The sequence below is a fragment of the Caulobacter henricii genome, from assembly GCF_001414055.1.
In the GTDB taxonomy this organism is placed as follows: Bacteria; Pseudomonadota; Alphaproteobacteria; order Caulobacterales; family Caulobacteraceae; genus Caulobacter; species Caulobacter henricii.
The window spans coordinates 2,444,632-2,466,062 of sequence record NZ_CP013002.1; the positions used below are offsets into that span (position 1 = coordinate 2,444,632).

Below are 21,431 nucleotides of genomic sequence, written 5' to 3' on the forward strand. Positions count from 1 at the left end.
GGTGACATGACTGTGCTGGTGCCATCGGGAACGAGACATGCAGAGCCTGATCTTCATCGCCGCCCTGATGCTGCAGCAGGCAGCCCCGACTGTGGTCGACTCGGTGACGGTCGAGGCCGGCGCCAAGCCGAAAGCGCTTTCAGCCACCATTCCGGACAACGCCATTGAACAGCAGTTGAACGACTTGCTGGACAAGGAACCAAACAGGGTCATCTGCCTGACCAAGACTCCGACCGGCACGCGGATCCAGAAGCCGATCTGCCAGACCCTGCAGGGCTGGTATGATTTCGAGTCCCTTCGCGACACGAGCAGCCAACGCGGCGGAGCCGGCGGCATTCGAACCCCGCCCTATGAACTGGTTGAGCTTATCAAATCCCGCCTGCGGGATCCCGTGGCCCGCGCTCGGGCCGAGGCCCGGGCAGGAGCCCGCCTCGACGCTGAAGCCGAGGCCCGGGCCCACCAGAACTGAACTGCGTTTGAAGGGCTTGCTCCCCGCCAAAGCCGCGCCCGGAAGGCGGAAGCCATGGTAACACAGGCGTCGACTCGACGAAGGATTGCCTGATGCACCTTGCCCGCTTCCCCCGCGCCCGCTTCGCCCATCTGCCGACGCCGCTCGAGCCCCTGCCCCGCCTGGGGGCCGAGCTGGGCATCGACCTCTGGGTCAAGCGCGACGACTGCACCGGCCTGGCCGGCGGCGGCAACAAGACCCGCAAGCTGGAATTCCTGCTCGGCGAGGCCCTGGCCCAGGGGGCTGATACCCTGGTCACCCAGGGCGCGGTGCAGTCCAACCATGTTCGCCAGACCATCGCCGCCGGTGCCCGCTTCGGCCTGGCCAGCGAGATCATCCTGGAGGAGCGTACCGGCTCGAAGGCCCTGGACTATGTGGGCAACGGCAATGTCCTGCTGGACCGGCTGATGGGTGCAGCGATCCGCTTCGTCCCCGGTGGAACCGACATGGTCGCCGAGCTGGAAGCCTCGGCCGAGGCCGTCCGGCAGAGGGGCGGCAAGCCCTATGTCATCCCCGGCGGTGGCTCCAACGTCGTCGGGGCCCTGGGCTATGTCGACTGCGCCCGCGAACTGATCGTCCAGGCTGACGAGCGGGATCTGAGGATCGACCGCCTCGTCACCGCCACCGGCAGTGCCGGCACCCATGCGGGCCTCGTCGCCGGCTTTGCAGCCCTGTCGGTGGATGTTCCGATCCTGGGCTTTGGGGTACGGGCCCCCAAGGCCAAGCAGGAAGAAAATGTCTTCAACCTGGCGGTCGCCACCGCCGAAACCCTCGGCGCGGCCGGCCGGGTGACGCGCGAGATGGTCGTGGCAGACTGCGACTATGTCGGCGAGGGCTATGGCCTGATCGATCAGGGCGTGATCGACGCCCTGACCCTGGCCGCACGAACCGAGGGCCTGCTTCTGGACCCCGTCTATTCGGGCAAGGCGATGAAGGGCCTGATCGACCACGCCCGCAAGGGGGCCTTCAAGGGCGAGCGCGTCGTGTTCCTGCACACCGGCGGCGCCCAGGGCCTGTTTGGCTACCATAGCCAGCTTGACGCCGCCCTGGCGCCGGCATGACCAAGACACTCGGCGTTCTGGGCGGTATGGGTCCGGCAGCGACCCTGGACTTTCTGGCCAAGCTGCAGGCTGCCACGCCCGTCCGCCGCGAGCAGGACCATCTGCGGGTCCTGGTCGACATCAATCCCAAGGTGCCCGACCGCAATGTCGGGGATGCCGATCCCGGTCCGGTCCTCGCCGCCATGGCCGCGGGACTGAGGGACGGCGGGGCTGAGGTTCTGGCCATTGCCTGCAACACCGCCCATGCCTTCGCCGATCAGGTCCGGGCCAGCGGCCTGCCGCTGATCGACATGCTGGAGGTGGCCGGTCAGGCCGCCAGGGCGGCTGGAGCCGTCAAGGTGGGGGTGCTGGGCACCGGTCTGGCCCTCGGACTCTACCGCGACCGCCTTTCCACTCAGGGCCTGGAGGTCATCACGCCGGATGATCACGAACAGATCGAGTTCATGGCCCTGCTCTACCGGATCAAGTCGGGTGACCTCGAGCCAGCTTCCCGCGAGGCCATGGCTGCCCTGGCCCACCGGCTGATCGGCAAGGGGGCTCAGGTCATCATAGCGGGCTGTACCGAAGTCCCTCTGGTGCTGAGCAGCGAAGATCTGGCCGTGCCGCTGATCGATGCGACCGACGCCCTGGCCGTCGCCTGCGTAGCGGCTTGTGTGGCCCCCTAGGGGATAAGCCGTCTGCCAGGTCCAGCGCGACGCCGGCAACCAGCCTCAGAGGCCTGCTGTGGCCACTTTGTCTTCGCTGGCCTCGATCATGCCGACCAGGGCGGCCGCCCCGCGCGAAGCCTGGGCCATGCGACGCAAGGCGGCGCGCGCATGCGCGTTGTCGGCGATCTCCGCCTGACGCTCAAGTCGCTCGGCTTCGAAGATATGTTCCGTCCGGGTGGGCATGAGGAAACATTTACAGAATGTGAACAGGCACACCATGCGACCGCTGGACGCACGATGTTCGCCTGGCCCGTGACATGGCCCTGCGCCGCTCCTGTCCGCTGAAAAGCCTAGCCAAGTCGTGACACCGGTGTCAGAAACACGGTCAAGACTTTGCCACCAAAAGGTGGCGGGATCGGCCTGTCCGGTCCGGGAGGACGCCAGGAAGCGCCCGTCGCGCACGGCCAAACGGCCGTCGCCCGGCGCTCTGACGCACTGTCGGACGGTTCGACTTCAACGCCTTTCGGAGCGTCCCATGCCTCTTAGCCCCCTTTCGCGCCGTCACCTGCTGGCGAGCACCGCCGCAGCCTTTGCCACGGCAGGCTCCCTGGCACCGCTGAAGGCCCTGGCCGCCGAGGGTCCGGCCCGGGCCCAGGCGCTTGAGACAATGAAAAAGGCCACGCGCTTCATGGTCGAGAAGGCCGCCTATAACGGCGGCTATGTCTGGAGCTATCTGCCAGACTTCTCGCGTCGCTGGGGCGAGATGGAAGCCTTCCCGACCATGATCTGGGTGCAACCGCCCGGCACAGCCACCATGGGCCACCTGTTCCTGGACGCCTATCACGCGACGGGCGATGCCTATTATTACGAAGCCGCCGTCAAGGCGGCCAAGGCCCTGATCGCCATCCAGCATCCGGCCGGCGGCTGGAACTATCTGGGCGACCTGGCCGGCGAGGCCTCGCTGAAAAAGTGGTACGACACGATCGGCAAGAACGGCTGGCGGCTCGAGGAATTCCAGCACTATTACGGCAATGCCACCTTCGACGACGCCGGCACGGCGGAAAGCTCGCAGTTCCTGCTGCGCCTCTATGTCGAAAAGCAGGACCCCGCTTTCAAGCCGGCCCTGGACAAGGCCCTGGCCTTCGTTCTGGACAGCCAATACCCGATCGGCGGCTGGCCCCAGCGCTTCCCTCTGAAGGACGAGTTCCACCACCACGGCAGGGCCGACTACACGGCTTACATCACCTTCAACGACGACGTGGCCGGGGAAAACCTCAAGTTCCTGATCATGGTCTGGCAGGCCCTGGGCGACGAACGCGTGCTGCCCGCGATCCGCAAGGCCATGGACTGTTTCCTCGCCTGCCAGCAGCCGATGCCGCAACCGGCCTGGGGCCTGCAGCACAGGGTTTCCGACCTGAAGCCCGCCGGGGCTCGCACCTATGAGCCCGAAGCCTTCGCCACCCATACCACCGGTGGCAACATCGCCTCGTGCATGGACTTCTACGAACTGACCGGGGATCCCAAGTTCCTGGCCCGCCTGGGCGAGGCGCTGGACTGGCTGGACAGCGTCAAACTGCCCGCCGAGCAGATCAAGGGCGGCCGCGCCTATCCCACCTTCATCTCGATCGGCGAAGGCAAGCCGCTGTTCATCCATCGGACCGGCAGCAATGTCGTCAACGGCCGCTACTTCGCCGACCACAATCCCGAAAACGTTGTCATCCACTACTCCTCGACCCGGGCGGTCAATGTCGAGGGGCTGCGCAAACGTCTGGCGAAGCTGCAGGCCACCGCGCCCGAGATCGCCAGCAAGGACTCGCCGCTGAAGGGCGGTCGCAAGGCCCTGCCCCGCTATTTCACCACCGGCGACATCTCGGTGTCCGACCTGAACGTCGACACCCTGAAGGCCGACGCCGGTCAGACCTCACCCGACAAGGCCGCCGCCCTGATCGCTGCGCTCAACAGCGAAGGCTGGTGGCCGGCGGAACTGAAGGCGACCAGCAATCCCTATATCGGCGACGGCTCAGCTACGCCGGCCCCCGGCGACTTCAGCCGCACCCGGGTGGGCGACGCCACCGACACGTCGCCGTTCATCACCGATACGCCCAAGATCGGGATCTCGACCGGCGGCTATATCGAGAACATGACCGCCCTGATCAAGTTCATCGGGGCCGTCTAGGCACCCTCGCAGGCCCTGCGCAGATTGCCCAGCACCTTGGGCGTATCCCTGCGCAGGGCGTCGCGCATGAAGGCCCTGGGCACCGGCCAGTCGACCGCCAGCCGGTTGTCGTAGAAGACCCGCGTGCGCGTTCCTCCGTTCAGGGGCGTCAGCCGCCACTCGCCCTGCTGGATTTTCAGGTCGCCCTCGACCAGCCGGAAGCGGATTCGCTTCTGCGGCTCATAGTCGGAGCGGAAGACAATCCGCATGGCCGGAAAGACCAGATTGCGGTGGGTCACATGCTCGCGCACGTCCCAGCCGCGAACCTGGTCACCGGACAGAACCCGGCAGCTGGCCAGATTGGCCATCAGCTTCCGAGCTGTGGCGCAATCGGTCATCACGGCCCAGACCTTCTCAGGCGGCGCATCGATGTCCACGACCCCTCGAACGAGTCCGGAGACGCCATCAGGATCGGCAGACACATCGGCATAGGCTTCGCCCCGGGCCAGGGCCGCCTGGGCCCTGGATGACAGCTCGTAGCCGAGGGCCGGCCCCATCCAGACCAGCGCGGCTGCCAGTCCCGCCAGCATCATGAATTGTCGCCGCACCAAGACGCCCTTTCCGGCAGAGCGCCTGAGCGCATTCCGGTCCAGTTACGGTTGGCAGAGGGGCCTGGACGCAAGGCCCCCTGACCGATCCAGACCAGACCTCACCCTGCGTCAGCGTTGCGGGCCGGGCGCTGCATGCTAGCTTCGCTGCAAACACAAACGGGAGAAAACACATGGCCAAGGTTGCTTACTTCACCGTGGGCTCGAACAGGCTGGACGAAGCCAAGACCTTCTATGACGCCCTGCTGGGCTCGATCGGCATGACCCCGGTGCACGAGCACGCCTCGGGCGGACGCCTCTATCGCGGCAAGGGCACGGGCCTGTTCGGCGTGTTGGGTCCCTATGACGGCCAGCCGGCCTGTATCGGCAACGGCACCATGGGCGGATTCAGTTTCGACAGTGCCGAAGAGGTTGCGGCCTTCCACGCCAAGGCCCTGGAACTGGGGGCCACCGACGAGGGAGGGCCGGGCGAACGCATGCCAGGGGCCTATTTCGCCTATTTCCGCGACCTGGATGGCAACAAGCTGTGCGGCTACAAGTTCGGCTAGCTCAGCGCCTTGAGGCGATCATGGCACGGGCCTGCAGTTCGACCTGCTCGACCCCGCGCAACGTATCGCCCGACGCTTCCAGGGTGCTGTAGAAGGTCCGCAGGTCGTCGGTCTTGATCCGCTTGATCCGCCGATCGCGTGCCCATTCCATGCCGACCAGCTGACCCAGACGGCAGGCTTTCGGCAACAGGGCCACGCGCTCGGACGGACCACCCTTGACCAGAAGCCGCCCGACGACCTCATTCCAGTTGGGCGCGCCCGGTATGCACAGGCTGAGGTCCGAACAGGCTCCCGTCCAGAACCGCCGGTACCACAGGGCATGGACCGGATTCTCGAACTTCAGGCCGTCGGTCGCCTGCACGCTCGGCCGGCAGTCATGACGGACAAATTCTTCCGCCTCGGCGACGCCGGCCAGTGCCGTGATCGCCAAAGCCATCCCGCATCCCTGGATCACGCGCCGCTGCAAGATCTTTCCCCGAAAGCCAGAACTCAAACCGTCACCCCTGATCGGGCGCATCCTTCAGAAAGGCAGCCACAGCCTCGATGGCGTCGACCAGGCAAAGGCGCTCGACGGCGACCCCATCCGGCAGACCTGAAAACAGCCGCGTCGGAGCGGCCGCGTCAAGCATGACGAAAACCCCACGGTCGTCCGCCCGGCGGATCAGACGGCCAAAGGCCTGACTGATGCGGGCGCGGGCCGTGGAGTCATCATAGCCCTTGCCCCCGAACCGGGCACGTCGGGCCTTGTGCAGGATGTCCGGCCGGGGCCACGGCACCCGATCGAAGACCAGCAGGCGCAGGGACCTGCCCGGCACGTCAATCCCGTCGCGGATCGCGTCCGTGCCCAGCAGACAGGCATCCTGCTCGGCCCGGAAGATATCGACCAGGGCCCCGGCCTCGAGGGGATCGACATGCTGGGCGTAGAGCGCCAGCCCCCGATCAGCCAGGGGCGCAGCGATCATGTCGTGCACGGCCTTCAGGCGGCGAATGGCGGTGAACAGACCAAGCCCACCGCCGCCGGCCGCGAGGAACAGCTCGCGCATGGCTGCCGAAACCTGGCGGGCGTCCTCCTTGTTGACATCCGTCACCACGATGGCCCGGGCATGGGCCTCGTAGTCAAAAGGCGAGATCAGCCGCAGCACCTTGGGCGACTGGGGCATCCGCGCCGCCCCCGTTCGCATTTCCGCGAGGGCAAAGGGATCTTCCAGCGCCGGGTCGGTCAGGGTCGCGCTGGTCACCAGTACCCCGTGCGCCGGGCTGAGCACCGCCGCCCGCAGGGGTTCGGTCGGGTCCACCCAGTGCCGCCGACACGCAGCGTCGACAACCCGGCCATAGAGGAAGGTCGCCTCGAACCAGTCGACGAAATCCGGATCATCCTCGGCGTCTTCGTCGATCGCCTTCAGGATGGAACGCCAGGCCGGCAGGGTCATGCGCGCCCGGCGGTCCAGGCCCCGCAGGGCCCCCTCGATACGGGCCCGCTCCGAGGAACCCAGATGCTCGGCATCCTCGTCGAGAACATCTTCCAGCTGCCGGGCCAGAGCCAGCAGCGGGGCCTCGACCCCGGCCAGGGCCTTGGCCGCCTCACCGGCCCGCTCTCGAACCAGATCAATGGCCGGACGGGCGGCGCATTGCAGGCCCTGCTCGATCCCGCCCCGCTCGCTGCTGCGGGCCCGAAGTTGTTCGATCACCGCAACCAGATAGGTCTCGATCGGACCAATCGGATTGACCTGGCCGTCCGGCGGCGCGACCCGCCCGGACCATCCCTCGCCCGGCAGGGCGGCAGCGGCGTGCAGCACGGCCGTCAGGGCCTGACGCGCGCCCTCGCGATCGCCGAGGATATCGAGCAGGCGGGCCTCAAGCCCCCGGCCCCGCCGCCCCCGCCCCTCGGGGCCCCGGATCCAGCGCCGCAACTCCGCCGCCTCGGCCCCCGAAAGGGCCGCGGAAAAGGCGCTGTCGGCCGCATCGAACAGGTGATGGCCTTCGTCGAAGACCACGCGCTTGACCGCTGTGGTCTCATTGTCGCCCTTCAGACCCCGCGCCGCCCGCGCGCCGTCGAAGGCCGCCTGGGTCAGGACCAGGGCATGGTTGGCGATGACAATGTCCGCCCGCTTGGACGCCCGCACCGCCTTCTCGATGTAGCAGATGCGATAGTGCTGGCAGCCGGCATGAACACACTCGCCACGCCGGTCGACCAGATTGGCCGGGCTGGCCTGCAGGGAGGGCGCGATCGCAAATAGCGTCGGCAGCCAGGCCGGAAAATCACCGCCGGTCATGTCGCCGTCGCGCGTCGCCCGGGCCCAACGCGCCGTCAGGGCCAGGCCGATCAGGTCGCCATTGCCTAGCTGGGCGCCGTTGACCTGCTCCTGGAAGTTCAGCAGGCAGACATAGTTCTCCCGCCCCTTGCGAACCACCGCCTTGCGGGCGCGGACGGCCGGGTCGGGATAGATCGACTGGCTCTCGCGTTCGATCTGGCGCTGCAGGGCGCGGGTATAGGTGCTGATCCAGACCGAAGGCCCGTTGGTCTCGGCCCAGAGGGATGCGGGGGCCAGATAGCCCAGGGTCTTGCCGACGCCGGTGCCGGCCTCGGCGAGCATCATGCGCGGCTCGCCCTCGCGTTCGCGGGGCTGGAAGACAAAGGCGGCTTCGCGGGCAAAGGTCGCCTGGGCCTCGCGCACCTCATCCAGGCCGGAGCGTTGCAGCAGTTCGGTCAGGCGCTCCCCGGCCCGTTCGGGGTCGATGGGTCGGGTACCGGACTCCCCGAGCGGGGCCTGATCCTCCCATTCGAAAATCCTGGCCCAGACATCGAGTCCGGAGCTGCGGAACTGATTGCCGACCGGAACGGATCTCAGAGCACCGATCACCGCCGGTCCCCAGGCCCAGCCGGCCTTGGCCAGGGTCTCGGCGACCGCCAGGGCTTCCTCGCGGGAGGGCTGGGGCGTCAGACGAAGCTCGGACAGCAGGGCCTCGGCCGAAACCCTCAGACTGGCGGCCTGCTCGGCCGCTCCCTTGGGTTCGGGCAGGCCCAGGGCCATGGACAGGCCGACCGCCGATGGCGCGCAGAAGGTGGCGGGCCGCGTGAAGGCGTAAAGTTCCAGCACATCGAACAGTCGTCCGCTGCGCGCCGGCGCATGCAGGTTCAGACGCTTGGCCGTCATGGCCGCGTGGGCGACCAGAACCGGGCCGTGTTCCAGCAGGTCGCGGGCGTCAGGCGCGCGCAGCAACCGGCCACTGCCGTCGCCATCGGCGTATCCCGCCCTCGGTCCGGGAAGAACGACAAGCGCAGGTGCAAGATCGAGAGTCATGGGCGAAGCGGTCACGCGAGTCTGTTAGCACCTTGCCGGCGGAAACAGAATGCGAACGGCGTCAGACGATACGCGGGTCTTCCTCGTCGCCCCGTTCGAGCCGGTCAATGGCCTTCTGGGCATTCTGGCGAACGACCGGATCATCGCTGTCAACCGCGCGGCGGTACATGCTGAGCGCCGTCTCCAGATCAAACCGGACACCCTCTCCCGCCTCGCACATTACGCCCAGACGGTAATAGGCCGGCAGGTAGCCATGATCCGCAGACAGCTGATACCAGCGGATCGCCTCGACATAGTCGACCGGCACGCCCTCGCCGTTGTGATGCACCACGGCGACATTGGCCATGGCGATGGCCGAACCGTTGCGTGCGGCGGCCGTAAAGAGCTTCAGCGCCTCGGCATCGTCCTGGGGAACGCCGTTGCCGTTGGAATAGAGGGCACCCAGATCGTTCATCGCGGCCGCCGAGCCTGCCACCACGGCCTTGTTCAACCAGAGAACGGCCTTGCGCATGTCGACACTGACCCCGCGCCCCTGCTGATAGGCATTGGCCACCTGCACCATGCCGAGTTCGGAGCCGGCGTCCGCTGACCGACGGTACCAGCGCAGGGCTTCGACCAGGTCCGCCTCTATGCCGCCGCCGCCTTCATAGACGATGCCGACATTGTACAGGGCGTCCAGGTCGCCCAGTTCTGCCGCCTGACGGTAGAGACCCAGCGCCCTGCGCCGGTCTTCCGGAACGACCTCGCCATCGAAATAGAGATTGCCCAGCTCCAGCATGGCCTCGGCCACGCCGGCCGCCACGCCCTTGGTGAGCCAGGCCTGCGCGGCCTTGACGTCATACTGCGCCCCTTCGGCATCAAGATAGGCGAAGGCCAGGTCGACATAGGCCGTGGCGTCCCCGGCTTCGGCGCGTTTCAGCAGGCCGGTAAAGACCGGATCAGCCAGGGACGTGACCACGGGGGACGACGCAGGCTGCTGGCGCGCCTGGGCCGTCGGGGCTGCCCCCAACGCAGCCAGTCCCAACAGGACCAAGAGCGCCTTTAAAATCATGACCACCCCAGACAACCGCCCGATTGTTGCCGCCGGACGACGAGCGTCAAGCCTTGCTGCCTGAGAGGCGAGTTGGGCCGGCACTGCCCGGCAGCGACTGGAAACGGAAGGGGAACATGCTATAGCCACAGGCAATGCCCGCGGCCGCTGTCCTTCCTCCCCGCTTCCAGGCCTGGTTCGCCGCGCGCGGCTGGAACGCGCGTCCACATCAGTTGGCCATGCTGGACAAGGCCCAGGCCGGACGGAGCGCCCTGCTGATCGCCCCGACCGGCGGTGGCAAGACCCTGGCCGGCTTTCTGCCCAGCCTGATTGACCTTTCGCAGCGCTCGCCCCGCAACACGCCGGCCGGCGTGCACACGTTGTACATTTCGCCGCTCAAGGCCCTGGCAGTGGATGTCGAACGCAATCTGATGACTCCGATCCGGGAGATGGGGCTGAAGATCGTCGCTGAAAGCCGCACCGGCGATACCGGCGAAAGCCGCAAGGCGCGCCAGAGGTTGAAGCCGCCGGACATCCTGCTGACCACGCCCGAGCAACTGGCCCTGTTCTGTGCCTGGGAAGGGGCCAGAGAGTACTTCGCCGACCTGGCCTGCGTGATCGTCGACGAGGCGCACGCGATCTGGCCGTCCAAGCGCGGCGACCTCCTGGCCCTGCACCTGGCGCGCCTTCAGCAGTTTGCCCCGAATATGCGGCGCGTCGGCCTGTCGGCGACCGTAGACGATCCCGATCTGGTGCGGCGCTGGCTGGGTGCCGGAGGCCAAGACAGTGTCGATCTCGTCCTCGGCTCCGGCGGCGCCCCGCCGGTCGTCGAGGTTCTGGTGTCCGGCGGCCGGGTGCCGTGGGCCGGCCACACCGCCGAACACGCCATGGCCGAGGTCTATGAGATCATCAAGGGATCGAAGACAGCCCTGGTCTTCGTCAACACGCGCTTCCAGGCCGAGTTCGCCTTCCAGAAGCTGTGGGAACTGAACGACGAAGGCCTGCCGATCGCCCTGCACCACGGCAGCCTGTCCGCCGAACAGCGGCGCAAGGTCGAATCCGCCATGGCCCGGGGCGCACTGCGGGCCGTGGTCTGCACCTCGACCCTCGACATGGGCATCGACTGGGGCGACGTCGACCTGGTCATCCAGCTGGCCGCCCCCAAGGGGGCCTCCCGGATGGTGCAGAGGATCGGTCGCGCCAATCACAGGCTGGATGAGCCCAGCCGCGCGATCTTCGTGCCCGCCAGCCGCTTTGAAATGCTGGAGTGCCGCGCCGCCGCCGACGCCATCCTTGAAAACCACCTGGACGGAGATCCTGAGCGGATCGGAGCCCTGGATGTCCTGGCCCAGCATGTGATGGGCTGCGCCTGTTCCGAGCCCTTCGACCTCTTGTCGCTTTATGACGAGGTCCGCTCGGCGGGACCCTATTCTTCCCTGTCCTGGGAGGATTTCGAGGCGGTCGTCGACTTCGTCTCGACCGGTGGATACGCCCTCAAGACCTATGACAAGTTCCGCCGCATCGTGCCGGGGCCAGATGGTCTCTGGCGCGCCCGCAATGCCCAGACGGTTCAGCGGCACCGGATGAATGTCGGGGCCATCGTCTCACCGGCCACCGTCAATGTCCGGGTCGGCGGCGGCAAGCGCCCCGTGGGCGGGCGCAAGATCGGCGAGGCCGAGGAAGGCTATTTCGAGCAGCTGACCCCGGGCGACACCTTCGTCTTCGCCGGCCAGGTCTGGCGCTTCAACAGTATCGTCGGTGCTGACGCCTTCGTCAGCCCGGCGCCGGCGGATGATCCCAAAATGCCCAGCTGGGGCGGATCGAAGTTCCCGCTGTCGACCTATCTGGCCAGCCGCGTGCGGACCATGATGCACGACGAGACGGAATGGACCGCCCTGCCCCCGGACGTCCAGGAATGGCTGGCCTGGCAGAAACTGCGCTCAGCCCTGCCGGGCGAGGACGAGATGCTGCTTGAGACCTTTCCGCGCGGCAAACGCTTTTACCTCGTCTGCTACCCCTTCGACGGCCGTCTGGCCCACTCGACCCTGGCCATGTTGCTGACCCGGCGTCTCGACCGTCTCGGGGTCGGTCCCCTCGGATTTGTCTGCAACGACTATGCGATCAGCCTCTGGTCGCTCAAGCCGATGAGCGACCTGGATCTTGAGGCCCTGTTCGACCAGGACATGCTGGGTGACGACCTCGAGGCCTGGCTGGAGGAGAGCTTCATGATGAAGCGGACCTTCAAGGCCTGCGCCCTGATCGCCGGCCTGATCGAGCGGCGCTATCCGGGAGAGGAGAAGTCCGGCCGGCAGGTGACCTTTTCGACCGACCTGATCTACGACGTCCTGCGCCGCCACCAGCCCGACCATCTTCTGCTCAGATGCGCCCGCGAAGACGCCGCCAGCGGCCTGCTGGACGTGGCGCGACTGGGCGACATGCTGGCACGCATCAAGGGCAGGATCCACCACGTCGCCCTGGACCGTGTCTCGCCCTTCGCCGTGCCGCTGATGCTGGAAATCGGCCGGGAGCGAGCGCCCGGCGACGCCGCCGGCGAGATGATCCTGGCGGAAGCCGAGGAAGACCTGATCGCCGAGGCCATGGCTTGACCCGGTTCGAACCCAGCCCCTGTGGCGGTCTTCAGATCACTCTTGCCGGAACCGGGGTCCTGTTGCGGGGCTCGGGGGCCCTGTGGCTGCAGACCGAGCGCACCCTGGTGGTGGCCGATCTGCACTTCGAGAAGGGCAGCAGCTACGCCGCCCGTTTCGGCCAGATGCTGCCGCCCTATGACACGCGCGAAACCCTGGATCGGCTGGATCGCGAGATCGCCGCCCTGTCGCCCGCCCGCCTGATCTTTCTCGGCGACAGCTTCCATGACGGCCAGGGCGAAAGCCGCCTGTCGGGCGAAGACGCCGACCGCCTGCGAGACCTGGCGCAGGGTCGGGACCTGGTCTGGGCCGTGGGCAATCATGACGAAGACGGTCCTCAGGACCTGCCTGGCGTGATTATCGACGAAGCCTCGATGCTTGGCCTCGTTCTGCGCCACGAACCCCGGAACGGTCATCAGCCTGGCGAGGTGGCCGGTCACCTGCATCCGGCGGCGCGGGTTTCGAGCGGACGCGGCAGCGTGCGACGGCGCTGTTTCGTCACCGACGGGTCGCGGCTGATCCTTCCCGCCTTCGGGGCCTTTACGGGCGGACTGAATGTTCTGGATGGAGCCTTTGCGGGCCTGTTCGAAAGCCCGATCCTGGCGGCGGCTCTGGGCAAGGACCGCCTTCATGCGATCGGGCCACGCTCGTTGCGGCCCGACTAGACCTACATATGCAGGGCTTGCTCCAGGGCGAAGGCGAGCGAAATCGCGGCCCCCGAGGTGAGGAGGGTCCGCATCCTGGGTCGCCAGGCCGGACCATCATGATCCGAAACGTCCCAAACCCACTGCAGCAGGAAGACGAGCAGGAAACCTGACAATTGCCAGGCCGGCTCGAAGCGCAGTTCGCCGACCAGAAGGCCAAAGCCGGCCAGGGGGAAAAGAAGGGACAGGCCCAGGACCATCCAGCGTGGGCTGGGGTTTTCAATCTCAAGCCCCGTCCGCACGCCGCCGAAATAAGAGACCATGGCGGTCGAATAGGCGAGCAGTGACAGCAGGGCCCCGCTCTGGGACCCGGCCGGCCCGTAGCAGAACAGACCCGACGCCACGAAGAAGGGTATCAGGGTCGCAAGGCCGAACACCCAAACCGCCGGCGGAGCCGGTACGCGATCCGCAGATGGCTCGCTCATCAATCTACTCCTGCGGAGGGCCGCCCCCGCGACCTTCCCAACCCCGGCCGCGACTATACTCAGTCAGGCCGCGAGGTCCACGGAGGATATTTGCCGAGTGGATTCAAGCGTCCTGCGGCGGTCAGCGGGTATATACCGACAGCCGGTTGAGGGTTTCGGTATCCAGAGCCCCCGAGGACGGCAGGCCCTGATCACGCTGATAGGCGGCGATCGCCATGCGCAGGGCCGGCGAGGCAACGCCGTCACGCGGCCCCTGATAATAGCCCAGTTGCGACAGCACGCGCTGCGCCGTTCCCAGACCGGCCGACGCCGAAGCGGTGGCGGTAGTCGGGATCACCGAAGCATTCACGGTCTGGGCGCGGAATCCCATGGCGGACCGGTCGGCCGTGCGCTGGGCCTCGGCCGTCAGCTGTGGCCGTAGCGCCGCCGCCCGCGCCTTGGAAGTCGCATCCCCCGCGCGGCCGGCGATCACGTACCACTTGTAGGCTTCAGCCGGATTCTGGCTGACGCCCCAGCCGCCTTCATAGAGCTGAGCCAGATTGAACTGGCTGTCGACGAGACCCTGATCGGCGGCCTTGCGGAACCAGCTGGCCGCCGTGGTCGAGTTCTTGGAGCCGCCCTCGCCCTTGAAATAGAACAGGGCCAGGTTGTGCATCGCGCGCGGATCACCGGCGATGGCCGCCCGCTCGGTCCAGCGACGGGCCTCGACGAGGTCCTTCTTCACACCGCCCTCGCCCATCTCGTACATCTTGCCGAGATAGAACTGGGCGCGCGGCAGGCCGAGATTGGCTGCCTTGCGCAGGACTTCGACGCCGGAACGATCCTTGGCCTCGATCTTTCGGACACCCTCATCGAACAGCGCCTGGGCATTTTCCTGCGGCGGCGCGGGCGGCGGCAGCGCCGTCTCGGGCGTGGCCGGGGTGATCAGCTGCGGTGACAGGGCCACGGCGGCGCGCGGCGCGCCGGGCGTGGTGTCGGCTTCCGCCGTCTGGATCTCGACTTCGGCCTTGCGGCCCGCGATGGACTGGGCCACGCGATCCGGCATCTCGCCCTGGCCATGGTCGGGCAGCAGCAGGCCCGCCACACCCGCGCCCATGGCCCCGGCGACGCCGAACACCATCAGGGCCGTTGCGACCGTCGAACCGACCCGACGCTTGGCCGGCTTGATCGAGGCCTTGGATCCGAAACCGGCAAATAGCGAAGGTCGCGCCGGCTTGTCCTTGGACTTGCTGTCCTTCTTGTCCTTCTTGGCCTTCACGTCAGCGACGGCCGCAGCGCGCGCGGCGGCGCGGGCCTGTTCGATCACTTCACGCGTCGACAGCGGTCGCGAGGGCTCCATCGACTCCGGAGCCTCCGGTGCCGAGAAAGAACCGAAGTCGGAGGCCGGCGCGAAGCTTTCAACCGCCTCGGACGGTTCCTGGCCAACAAAGCCGTCTGCGGCCTCATAGTCGTCGTCATCAAAGCCCGGAGGCTCGGGATCGACGGCGGGGAAGGCTGCGACCTCAAAGACGGGTGCGCGCGGCGCTGGGGCCGGAGCCGGCGTATTGAAAACGTCCTCATCGACAGCGGGCTCGCCACCGAAGGAGTAGCTGCTGGTCTCGAACGGCGACACCGCGGGCGCACGAACCACCGGAGCCGGTGCCGGTGCCGCCGTCGCAATGGGCTGTGCCACGGCCTGTTCGGCCAGCTTGCGCTGAGCGTCGCCGAGGCGGCTGTCGATCTTCTCGCGGGCTTCGTCCAGCATCCGCGCGGTCCGCTCTTCGCTCTGGCGAATGCGGTCGATCAGTTCCTGGGAGGAGCGCTCATGACGCTGGTTCAGGCGATCCGTGACGCGGGTGACCTGCTCGCCAACATCGTCGATGGCCAGGGCATTGCGCCGCTCGGCATTTCCGATCCGCTCAGCGAGCTTCTCGGTGATGCGGGCGATTTCATTGCCGAGCTTCTCCAGAGCCTGGGCCTGGACACTGTCCGCACGGTTGAGCTTGTGTTCGACCGTCGAAGCGATACGCGCCACTTCGCCGCCGACCTGCTCGATCGCGGCAGCATTGCGGCTTTCAGCGGCCTGGACCCGGCGATTGAAGGCGTCAGCGACACCCACGACCTCACGCCCCATGCGCTCTATGGCCTGGGCCGAGCGTTGTTCGGCGGCCTGCACATGCGCAGCCATCTCGCCGAGTTTCTGCTCCATCCGGTCAAAACGGCCATCGGCGCTGTCGCGCAGCTTGGCCGCCATCTCAAGACGAGCAGCCTCCATGCGCCGGGTCAGGTCACCGGCCAGTTGGTCGAGGCGGTCCTGGACGCCGGCTGCGGGATTGCCACCCTCGACGGCCTGCAGTCGACCATCCAGGGCGGAGAATGAGGAGCCGAGTTCACGCAGGGCTTCGGCGGTGCGGGTCTCAGCCGCTTCAAGCCTTTGTCCCAGGCGAGCCACAACGTCTTCGACGAGGGCCGAAGTGTCCGTGGCGGGAGCTGGTTGGGAGTCCAGGCGGGCCTCAAGCGCGGCGATCGCTTCGCGGGTCCGCGCTTCGCCTTCGTAAAGATGCCCGGCAACCTTGCCCAGCGCGCCTTCAAGCGCCCTGAGGGCTTCAGCAGACCGTGGCCCAACCGCCTCGGCCTCCATGCGGCGCAGGCGTTCAGCAGAGCGCATCTGCTCGGTGCGGATCTCGTCGACCGCGCCTTCAAACCGGGCAGCGACTGCGATTTGCTCGCGTTCGGACAGGGCCAGACGGCTCAGTGCGCCGCGAACCGACTGGTCAATGCCCGTGATGGCGGCAGCGGACCGGCCCTCTGCGGCTTCGATCCGGTGGGTCAGACGGTCCAGTGCAATGGCGACGCGGCCGACTTCATCGGCAGGATGCTCGGCCATCTCGATACGGGAGGGCGCGTCCCCGTCCGAGGCGATATGCAGATAGGCATTGGTGCCACGATCCTGGGCGGAACGATCCTGGCCAGAGGCACCGACGATGTCGGCCGACGGCGCATCGGCACCCGGCCCTTCACCCTCGATGATCATGCGGTTGAGCCACTCGCCCAACGTCATGCCGGAGCGACGCGCGAGGTCCTTGGCGACCTCCCGTGCCTTGGGGTCTATCCCCTTTACGCTCCATGGCGCTGCGGCCGTCATACGAATCGTTCTCCCCGTACTTGGGGACCAACGCTAGTCACCGATTCCTGGGGTGTAAACGCGACCAAAACGCTAAATCTAGTGGGTTCGCGATTCATAAGTGGAGGAATCAGGGCGCAGCTCCAACCCTGTTTACCTTGATTAAAAAGCAAGGGGGTTAACGCGGGTTAACCATTTGCCAGGCCGATTGTCGCAGGGCATGGATGACCCATGGACCTACCCGTTACGATCACGACCCTCGTCGTGCTGCTGATCCTCGCCACCGTCTGCGGCTGGCGCGGCGCACGTCCCGCCAATATTCTCAAGGGTCCGCGCCTGATGCCGTGGCGGCCGCTGATGATGATCTGCGTCGTCGCCGCCATGCTGCTTCTGGTCCATCTTCTGAACCTTCTGGGCCTCGAGACAGGCCACCAGGCGCGTTATTAGGTCGCGGACCGTTTTGGCCGCTTGGTCAGCCCGCTGACCCCGCCCGAAGACAGAAGACCGATGTCAGCGAGCAGAAAAGGGATCGCCCACTTGCGCGGCGCGGCAATGTAGCGCGGCTGCCAGACGGGGTCATACTTGTCCTTGTACCGGCGCACGCCCTGGAAATTGTAGATCTCTTCTCCACGCTCATAGAGCAGGCGACCCACGCGCGACATGATCGGGGCCAGAGGGCGATCCTGCAGCCCCGCGAGCGGTGCCATGCCGAACTCAAAGGCCAGATAGCCTTCGTCTCGCCCCCACTGCAGAAGCTCGACGAACAGGTAGTCCATGACGTTCTTGGGCGCGTCGTCCGAATAGCGCATCAGGTCCATTGAGAAGGCGGACTTGTGGGCTGTGGTCCACAATGTGGCAAAGGCCACGATCCGGCCTTCGAACCGAACAATGGCAACCGGAAACTCCGCCACATAGCGTGGGTCGAAGCCACCCATCGAGAAGCCCTTCTCGCCGCCGGCATGGTGACCGAGCCAGGCGTCGGAGATCTCCTTCAGGGCCTCCATCGGGGCCTGGCCGGCAGCAAGCACCTCAAATTCCGCGCCCCCCTCCCCGGCCTTGCGCCAGTTGCGACGCAGGACCTCGCGCCGCCGTCCGACCAGAGAAAAGGCGGCCAGGGGCACGGCAGCGCTCTCGCCGGTCTTCTGTATCGCCAGGCCCAGGTCGACGCTGTCGGGCAGGTCATCTGGGCCCAGGGCGTAGAAGCCGGCACGGGCGGCATGGGCATCGGCCAGTTCGCGAAACCGCCAGAACAGTTCCATCCGCTCGTCGCGGCGCCCGACGGGCGGTCCCAGGGCGATCCACGATCGCCGCCGGACCCCGAACATCAAAAAGCTTTCGCCCGAGGCCGAGAACAGGAAGCGCTTGTCGCCCAGCAGGGCGAGGTTGGCACCGGGCTCGGCATCCTCGGCCTTGGCCAGGATCGCCCGGACCCGATCGAATTCGGGATCGGTGTCGTCCACGACGGGCGGCATGGCCGGCGTGGAGATCATGCGCCAGACCCCGATCGCCAGAAGGACGATCGCGGCCGCAACCGACGAGCGCAGGGCTCGGGCCGCGTCCTGGTCGCCCATGAGCCGCATCCAGGATTTGTCGGCATATTCGGTGTGGTTGAAGATCCACCAGCCGCAGAAGGTCGCGCCGCCCAGCGCCGCCGCCGCCGACAGCAGCCAGGCCGGCGTGATCTCCATCCGAAACAGCGCCGCCTTGCGGGGGAAGGCCTCGTGGAACGGCAAGATCAGCAGGCAACAAAGAGACAGCAGGGCTGTCTCCTCCCAGTTTAGGCCCTTGAAGATGGCCAGAAGTGCCGCCGCGGCGAGGGTTATGACGGCCGCCCACCAGGCCCCGTCGAGGCGCGATCGCAGGCCAAAGGCCAGCAACAGCAGCACCAGGCCCAGAATGGACGACACGAAGTGGCTGATTTCGATCAGCAGGTCAGGTGCAAAGGCCAGCAGCAAGGCAAAGCGCGTCGGCTCGGACGGCGTTGCTCCGGAGGTCAGCAGCATGACGCCAGCCGACACCGCCAGGATCGCCGAAAGCGTCGGCGCCATTGCCAGTGCCGCCGGTCTGAATTCAGGCGCAGACATCAACAACCCGGATCGGCGAATCCCCCGCGGGATCCCTTTGAACGCCTGTATACGCCGGAACATGTGACGCGGTCGCCCGCGTCGCGATAAACGATTGTTTGAATCGACTTGCCCGACGCGTCCGGACGCGTAGTCTGAGGGCGAGCGGTGCCGCGAAGCACCGAACGACCACGACTCCAAGGGAGAGACGACCATGGCCGACTTCGGTGGAACCGAGCTCGACGCCTTCCGCGCCGATACCCGTGCCTGGCTGGAAGCCAACTATCCGCCGTCGCTGCATGCGCCGATGGGCGAGGACGATGCGCCCTGGGGCGGTCGCAAGATGGTCTGGAAGAATCCCGACGCCAAGCTCTGGCTCGATCGCATGGCCGAGCGCGGCTGGACCGCCCCGATGTGGCCCACCGAATACGGCGGCGGCGGCCTCTCCAAGGCCCAGAACAAGGTCCTGGAACAGGAGCTGCGGCGCATCAAGGCGCGACCGGCCCTGATGAGCTTCGGCGTCTGGATGCTGGGCCCGGTGCTGCTGGAATATGCCACGGAGGAGCAGAAGAAGCAGTTCATCCCCGGCATCGTCCGGGGTGAGACCCGCTGGTGCCAGGGCTATTCGGAACCCGGCGCGGGCTCGGATCTCGCGGCCCTGCAGACCAAGTGCGAGGACAAGGGCGACCACTATCTGATCAATGGCCAGAAGGTCTGGACCAGCTATGCCGACCAGGCCGACTGGATCTTCTGTCTGGTGCGCACCGACACCAGCAAGAAGCACGAAGGCATTTCGTTCGTGCTGTTCGACATGACCACGCCAGGCGTTGATCCACGCCCGATCAAGCTGATCAGCGGCTCCTCGCCCTTCTGCGAAACCTTCTTCGACAATGTGAAGGTTCCCAAGGATCAGCTGGTCGGCAAGCTGAACGGCGGCTGGGACATCGCCAAGCGCCTGCTGCAGTACGAGCGCCAGAACATCTCCGCCAGCGGCTTCGGCGGCGGCGGCGGACTGGACCTCATTGATGTGGCGAAGAAAGAAGTCGGCGTCGACGAAGCCGGCCGTATTGCCGACGGCGACCTGCGCGCCCGCATCGCCGCCCATCGCATGGACGCCCATGCCTTCGCCCTGACGGTGCGTCGCGCCGAACAGGAGTCGAGGACCGGCAAGGGCCCCAGCGCCGCCGTCTCGATCATCAAGTATGCCGCCGCCAAGATGAACCAGGAGCGCTACGAGCTGATGGTCGAGGCCATGGGCCTGCAGGGCCTGGGCTGGGAGGGCGAAGGCTTCAGCAAGGACGAGCTCAACGTCACGCGCGGCATGCTGCGCTCGAAGGGCAACTCGATCGAGGGCGGCACCAGCGAGGTCAATCTCAACGTCGTCGCCAAGCGCGTGCTCGGCCTGCTGGATCACCAGTGATCCTCATTCGTCCGTACCGTTCGGGCCCGGATCTGGGCCGTCCAACATCATTTGAGGGAGCCGCCTGACATGGCCGTCCTGACCGAAGAACAGACCATGCTGCGCGACGCGGCCAAGGGCTGGACCACTGACAGCGCCCCCGTCGGGGCTTTGCGCAAGCTGCGCGACAGCAAGTCGGGCCAGAGCTTCGACCCCACCGCCTGGGCCGAGATGGGCCAGATGGGCTGGGCCGGCGTGGTCGTGGCCGAAGAGCACAATGGCTCGGCCTTCGGCTATCTGGGCCTGGGCCTGGTGCTGGAAGAGACCGGCCGCAACCTCGTGGCGTCTCCCCTGCTCTCCACCGCCCTGATCGCCGCCTCAGCCCTTGGCCTGGCCGGGACAGACGCCCAGAAGACGGCCTGGCTGGACAAGATTGCCCTTGGCGAAGCCGTCGCCACCCTGGCGGTCGATGAGGGCTCGCACCATGCGCCGGCACGAACCGCCCTGGCGGCGGTCAAGGCCGGCGCCGGCTTCAAGCTCAATGGCTCCAAGACCTTTGTCATCGACGGGGACGCAGCCGACCTGTTGATCGTCGTCGCCCGCACCAGCGGCAAGCCCGGCGACACCGACGGCCTGACCCTGTTCCTGGTCCCCGGTGACACGGCCGGCGTCACGCGCACCCATCTGGCCCTGGCCGACTCGCGCGGTGCCGCCCAGATCACCTTCACGGACGTCTCGATTGGCTCGGACGCCGTGCTGGGTGAGGTCGACAAGGGCTGGACTGTGCTCGAGCCGACCCTGGACCGCGCCTATGCGGGACTGGCGGCAGAGATGCTGGGCACGGCCAGCGCGGCCTTCGACATCACCCTGGACTATCTGAAGACCCGCACCCAGTTCGGCCAAGTGATCGGTACGTTCCAGGCCCTGCAACATCGGGCGGCCAAGCTGTTCACCGATCTGGAAACCACACGGTCCTGCGTCGAGGCGGCCCTCGAAGCCCTGGACGCCGGTGGCGACAGCCGCGCCCTCGCCTCCCTCGCCAAGGCCAAGGCCAGTGAGGTCCTGCACCTGGCATCCAATGAAATGGTCCAGATGCACGGTGGCATCGGCATGACCGACGCCCATGATTCCGGCCTCTACATGAAGCGCGCCCGGGTCGCGGAAGCCCTGTTTGGCGGCGCGGCCTTCCACCGGGATCGCTACGCGCGCCTGCAAGGCTTCTGATCTGCCAGG

18 protein-coding genes are annotated in these 21,431 nt (G+C 66.9%); 10 read left to right on the forward strand and 8 right to left on the reverse strand.

The genetic code is table 11. From position 1 onward, the window contains the following. Positions 1-37 precede the first annotated feature (37 nt). The 3 genes from AQ619_RS11475 (at position 38) to cuyB (ending at position 2,234) form a co-directional block, all read left to right on the forward strand. The gene (locus AQ619_RS11475; protein WP_062147485.1) at positions 38-469 is read left to right on the forward strand and encodes a hypothetical protein; all 432 of its coding nucleotides are present in this window, start codon (positions 38-40) and stop codon (positions 467-469) included. A gap of 92 nt (positions 470-561) precedes the next feature. Further along, positions 562-1,569, forward strand: a complete 1,008-nt coding sequence (gene cuyA / locus AQ619_RS11480; protein WP_062147488.1) for a D-cysteate sulfo-lyase — start codon at positions 562-564, stop codon at positions 1,567-1,569. Further along, positions 1,566-2,234, forward strand: coding sequence for a cysteate racemase (cuyB, locus tag AQ619_RS11485; protein ID WP_062147491.1), 669 nt, complete (start codon positions 1,566-1,568; stop codon positions 2,232-2,234). The genes cuyA and cuyB overlap by 4 nt, the downstream gene beginning before the upstream one ends. A 45-nt stretch (positions 2,235-2,279) precedes the next feature. Here the strand turns inward: cuyB and AQ619_RS11490 are convergent, their stop codons facing one another. Beyond that, positions 2,280-2,459 (reverse strand): hypothetical protein, encoded by a 180-nt coding sequence (locus AQ619_RS11490; protein WP_062147493.1) that lies wholly within the window; start codon positions 2,457-2,459, stop codon positions 2,280-2,282. A gap of 292 nt (positions 2,460-2,751) precedes the next feature. Between AQ619_RS11490 and AQ619_RS11495 the strand changes: the two genes are divergently transcribed. After that, positions 2,752-4,392 carry a pectate lyase gene (locus tag AQ619_RS11495; protein ID WP_062147496.1) on the forward strand — a complete coding sequence of 547 codons (1,641 nt, stop codon included), beginning with the start codon at positions 2,752-2,754 and terminating at the stop codon, positions 4,390-4,392. Here the strand turns inward: AQ619_RS11495 and AQ619_RS11500 are convergent. After that, the gene (locus AQ619_RS11500; protein WP_236849463.1) at positions 4,389-4,979 is read right to left on the reverse strand and encodes an SRPBCC family protein; all 591 of its coding nucleotides are present in this window, start codon (positions 4,977-4,979) and stop codon (positions 4,389-4,391) included. The two genes, AQ619_RS11495 and AQ619_RS11500, sit on opposite strands and share 4 nt — an antisense overlap. Before the next feature lie 173 nt (positions 4,980-5,152). On the opposite strand from AQ619_RS11500, the gene AQ619_RS11505 reads away from it, so the two are divergent. Next, positions 5,153-5,527 (forward strand): VOC family protein, encoded by a 375-nt coding sequence (locus tag AQ619_RS11505; protein ID WP_062147502.1) that lies wholly within the window; start codon positions 5,153-5,155, stop codon positions 5,525-5,527. A gap of 1 nt (position 5,528) precedes the next feature. Here AQ619_RS11505 and AQ619_RS11510 read toward each other — a convergent pair whose 3' ends face one another. From AQ619_RS11510 to AQ619_RS11520, 3 genes are all read right to left on the reverse strand, one after another. Continuing rightward, positions 5,529-5,963, reverse strand: coding sequence for a hypothetical protein (locus tag AQ619_RS11510; RefSeq protein WP_062147505.1), 435 nt, complete (start codon positions 5,961-5,963; stop codon positions 5,529-5,531). A gap of 61 nt (positions 5,964-6,024) precedes the next feature. Continuing rightward, positions 6,025-8,844, reverse strand: a complete 2,820-nt coding sequence (locus tag AQ619_RS11515; protein ID WP_062147508.1) for an ATP-dependent DNA helicase — start codon at positions 8,842-8,844, stop codon at positions 6,025-6,027. A 46-nt stretch (positions 8,845-8,890) separates the two neighbouring features. Next, on the reverse strand, positions 8,891-9,862 hold the full coding sequence (locus AQ619_RS11520; RefSeq protein ID WP_166504223.1) for an SEL1-like repeat protein: 972 nt from the start codon (positions 9,860-9,862) through the stop codon (positions 8,891-8,893). 152 nt (positions 9,863-10,014) lie between these two features. On the opposite strand from AQ619_RS11520, the gene AQ619_RS11525 reads away from it, so the two are divergent. Together AQ619_RS11525 and pdeM are read left to right on the forward strand one after the other, a co-directional pair. Then, complete coding sequence (locus AQ619_RS11525; protein WP_062147514.1) at positions 10,015-12,465, forward strand: ligase-associated DNA damage response DEXH box helicase; 2,451 nt, start codon at positions 10,015-10,017, stop codon at positions 12,463-12,465. Then, positions 12,462-13,169, forward strand: a complete 708-nt coding sequence (gene pdeM / locus AQ619_RS11530) for a ligase-associated DNA damage response endonuclease PdeM (RefSeq protein WP_062147517.1) — start codon at positions 12,462-12,464, stop codon at positions 13,167-13,169. The genes AQ619_RS11525 and pdeM overlap by 4 nt, the downstream gene beginning before the upstream one ends. A gap of 2 nt (positions 13,170-13,171) precedes the next feature. Here pdeM and AQ619_RS11535 read toward each other — a convergent pair whose 3' ends face one another. Both AQ619_RS11535 and AQ619_RS11540 read right to left on the reverse strand, forming a co-directional pair. Beyond that, on the reverse strand, positions 13,172-13,633 hold the full coding sequence (locus tag AQ619_RS11535; protein ID WP_062147519.1) for a DUF3429 domain-containing protein: 462 nt from the start codon (positions 13,631-13,633) through the stop codon (positions 13,172-13,174). A 121-nt stretch (positions 13,634-13,754) separates the two neighbouring features. Beyond that, entirely contained in the window at positions 13,755-16,757 is a 3,003-nt protein-coding gene (locus tag AQ619_RS11540) for an SEL1-like repeat protein (protein ID WP_062147522.1), read from the reverse strand. A gap of 210 nt (positions 16,758-16,967) precedes the next feature. On the opposite strand from AQ619_RS11540, the gene AQ619_RS11545 reads away from it, so the two are divergent. Continuing rightward, on the forward strand, positions 16,968-17,183 hold the full coding sequence (locus AQ619_RS11545; RefSeq protein ID WP_062147524.1) for a hypothetical protein: 216 nt from the start codon (positions 16,968-16,970) through the stop codon (positions 17,181-17,183). Here AQ619_RS11545 and AQ619_RS11550 read toward each other — a convergent pair. Beyond that, positions 17,180-18,820, reverse strand: coding sequence for a phosphatidylglycerol lysyltransferase domain-containing protein (locus AQ619_RS11550; protein ID WP_062147527.1), 1,641 nt, complete (start codon positions 18,818-18,820; stop codon positions 17,180-17,182). The two genes, AQ619_RS11545 and AQ619_RS11550, sit on opposite strands and share 4 nt — an antisense overlap. 193 nt (positions 18,821-19,013) lie before the next feature. Between AQ619_RS11550 and AQ619_RS11555 the strand changes: the two genes are divergently transcribed. Both AQ619_RS11555 and AQ619_RS11560 read left to right on the forward strand, forming a co-directional pair. Next, a complete protein-coding gene (locus tag AQ619_RS11555) occupies positions 19,014-20,219 on the forward strand; it encodes an acyl-CoA dehydrogenase family protein (protein WP_062147530.1) in 1,206 nt (401 codons plus the stop codon). A gap of 69 nt (positions 20,220-20,288) precedes the next feature. Then, complete coding sequence (locus tag AQ619_RS11560) at positions 20,289-21,422, forward strand: acyl-CoA dehydrogenase family protein (protein ID WP_062147533.1); 1,134 nt, start codon at positions 20,289-20,291, stop codon at positions 21,420-21,422. Positions 21,423-21,431: the final 9 nt, after the last annotated feature.

Coding starts and splice junctions, on each gene's coding strand:
- AQ619_RS11475 (WP_062147485.1), top strand. CDS start 38: ATGCAGAGCCTGATCTTCATCGCCGCCCTGATGCTGCAGCAGGCAGCC.
- cuyA (WP_062147488.1), top strand. CDS start 562: ATGCACCTTGCCCGCTTCCCCCGCGCCCGCTTCGCCCATCTGCCGACG.
- cuyB (WP_062147491.1), top strand. CDS start 1,566: ATGACCAAGACACTCGGCGTTCTGGGCGGTATGGGTCCGGCAGCGACC.
- AQ619_RS11490 (WP_062147493.1), bottom strand. CDS start 2,459: ATGCCCACCCGGACGGAACATATCTTCGAAGCCGAGCGACTTGAGCGT.
- AQ619_RS11495 (WP_062147496.1), top strand. CDS start 2,752: ATGCCTCTTAGCCCCCTTTCGCGCCGTCACCTGCTGGCGAGCACCGCC.
- AQ619_RS11505 (WP_062147502.1), top strand. CDS start 5,153: ATGGCCAAGGTTGCTTACTTCACCGTGGGCTCGAACAGGCTGGACGAA.
- AQ619_RS11510 (WP_062147505.1), bottom strand. CDS start 5,963: ATGGCTTTGGCGATCACGGCACTGGCCGGCGTCGCCGAGGCGGAAGAA.
- AQ619_RS11525 (WP_062147514.1), top strand. CDS start 10,015: ATGCCCGCGGCCGCTGTCCTTCCTCCCCGCTTCCAGGCCTGGTTCGCC.
- AQ619_RS11535 (WP_062147519.1), bottom strand. CDS start 13,633: ATGAGCGAGCCATCTGCGGATCGCGTACCGGCTCCGCCGGCGGTTTGG.
- AQ619_RS11540 (WP_062147522.1), bottom strand. CDS start 16,757: ATGACGGCCGCAGCGCCATGGAGCGTAAAGGGGATAGACCCCAAGGCA.
- AQ619_RS11545 (WP_062147524.1), top strand. CDS start 16,968: ATGGACCTACCCGTTACGATCACGACCCTCGTCGTGCTGCTGATCCTC.
- AQ619_RS11550 (WP_062147527.1), bottom strand. CDS start 18,820: ATGTCTGCGCCTGAATTCAGACCGGCGGCACTGGCAATGGCGCCGACG.
- AQ619_RS11555 (WP_062147530.1), top strand. CDS start 19,014: ATGGCCGACTTCGGTGGAACCGAGCTCGACGCCTTCCGCGCCGATACC.
- AQ619_RS11560 (WP_062147533.1), top strand. CDS start 20,289: ATGGCCGTCCTGACCGAAGAACAGACCATGCTGCGCGACGCGGCCAAG.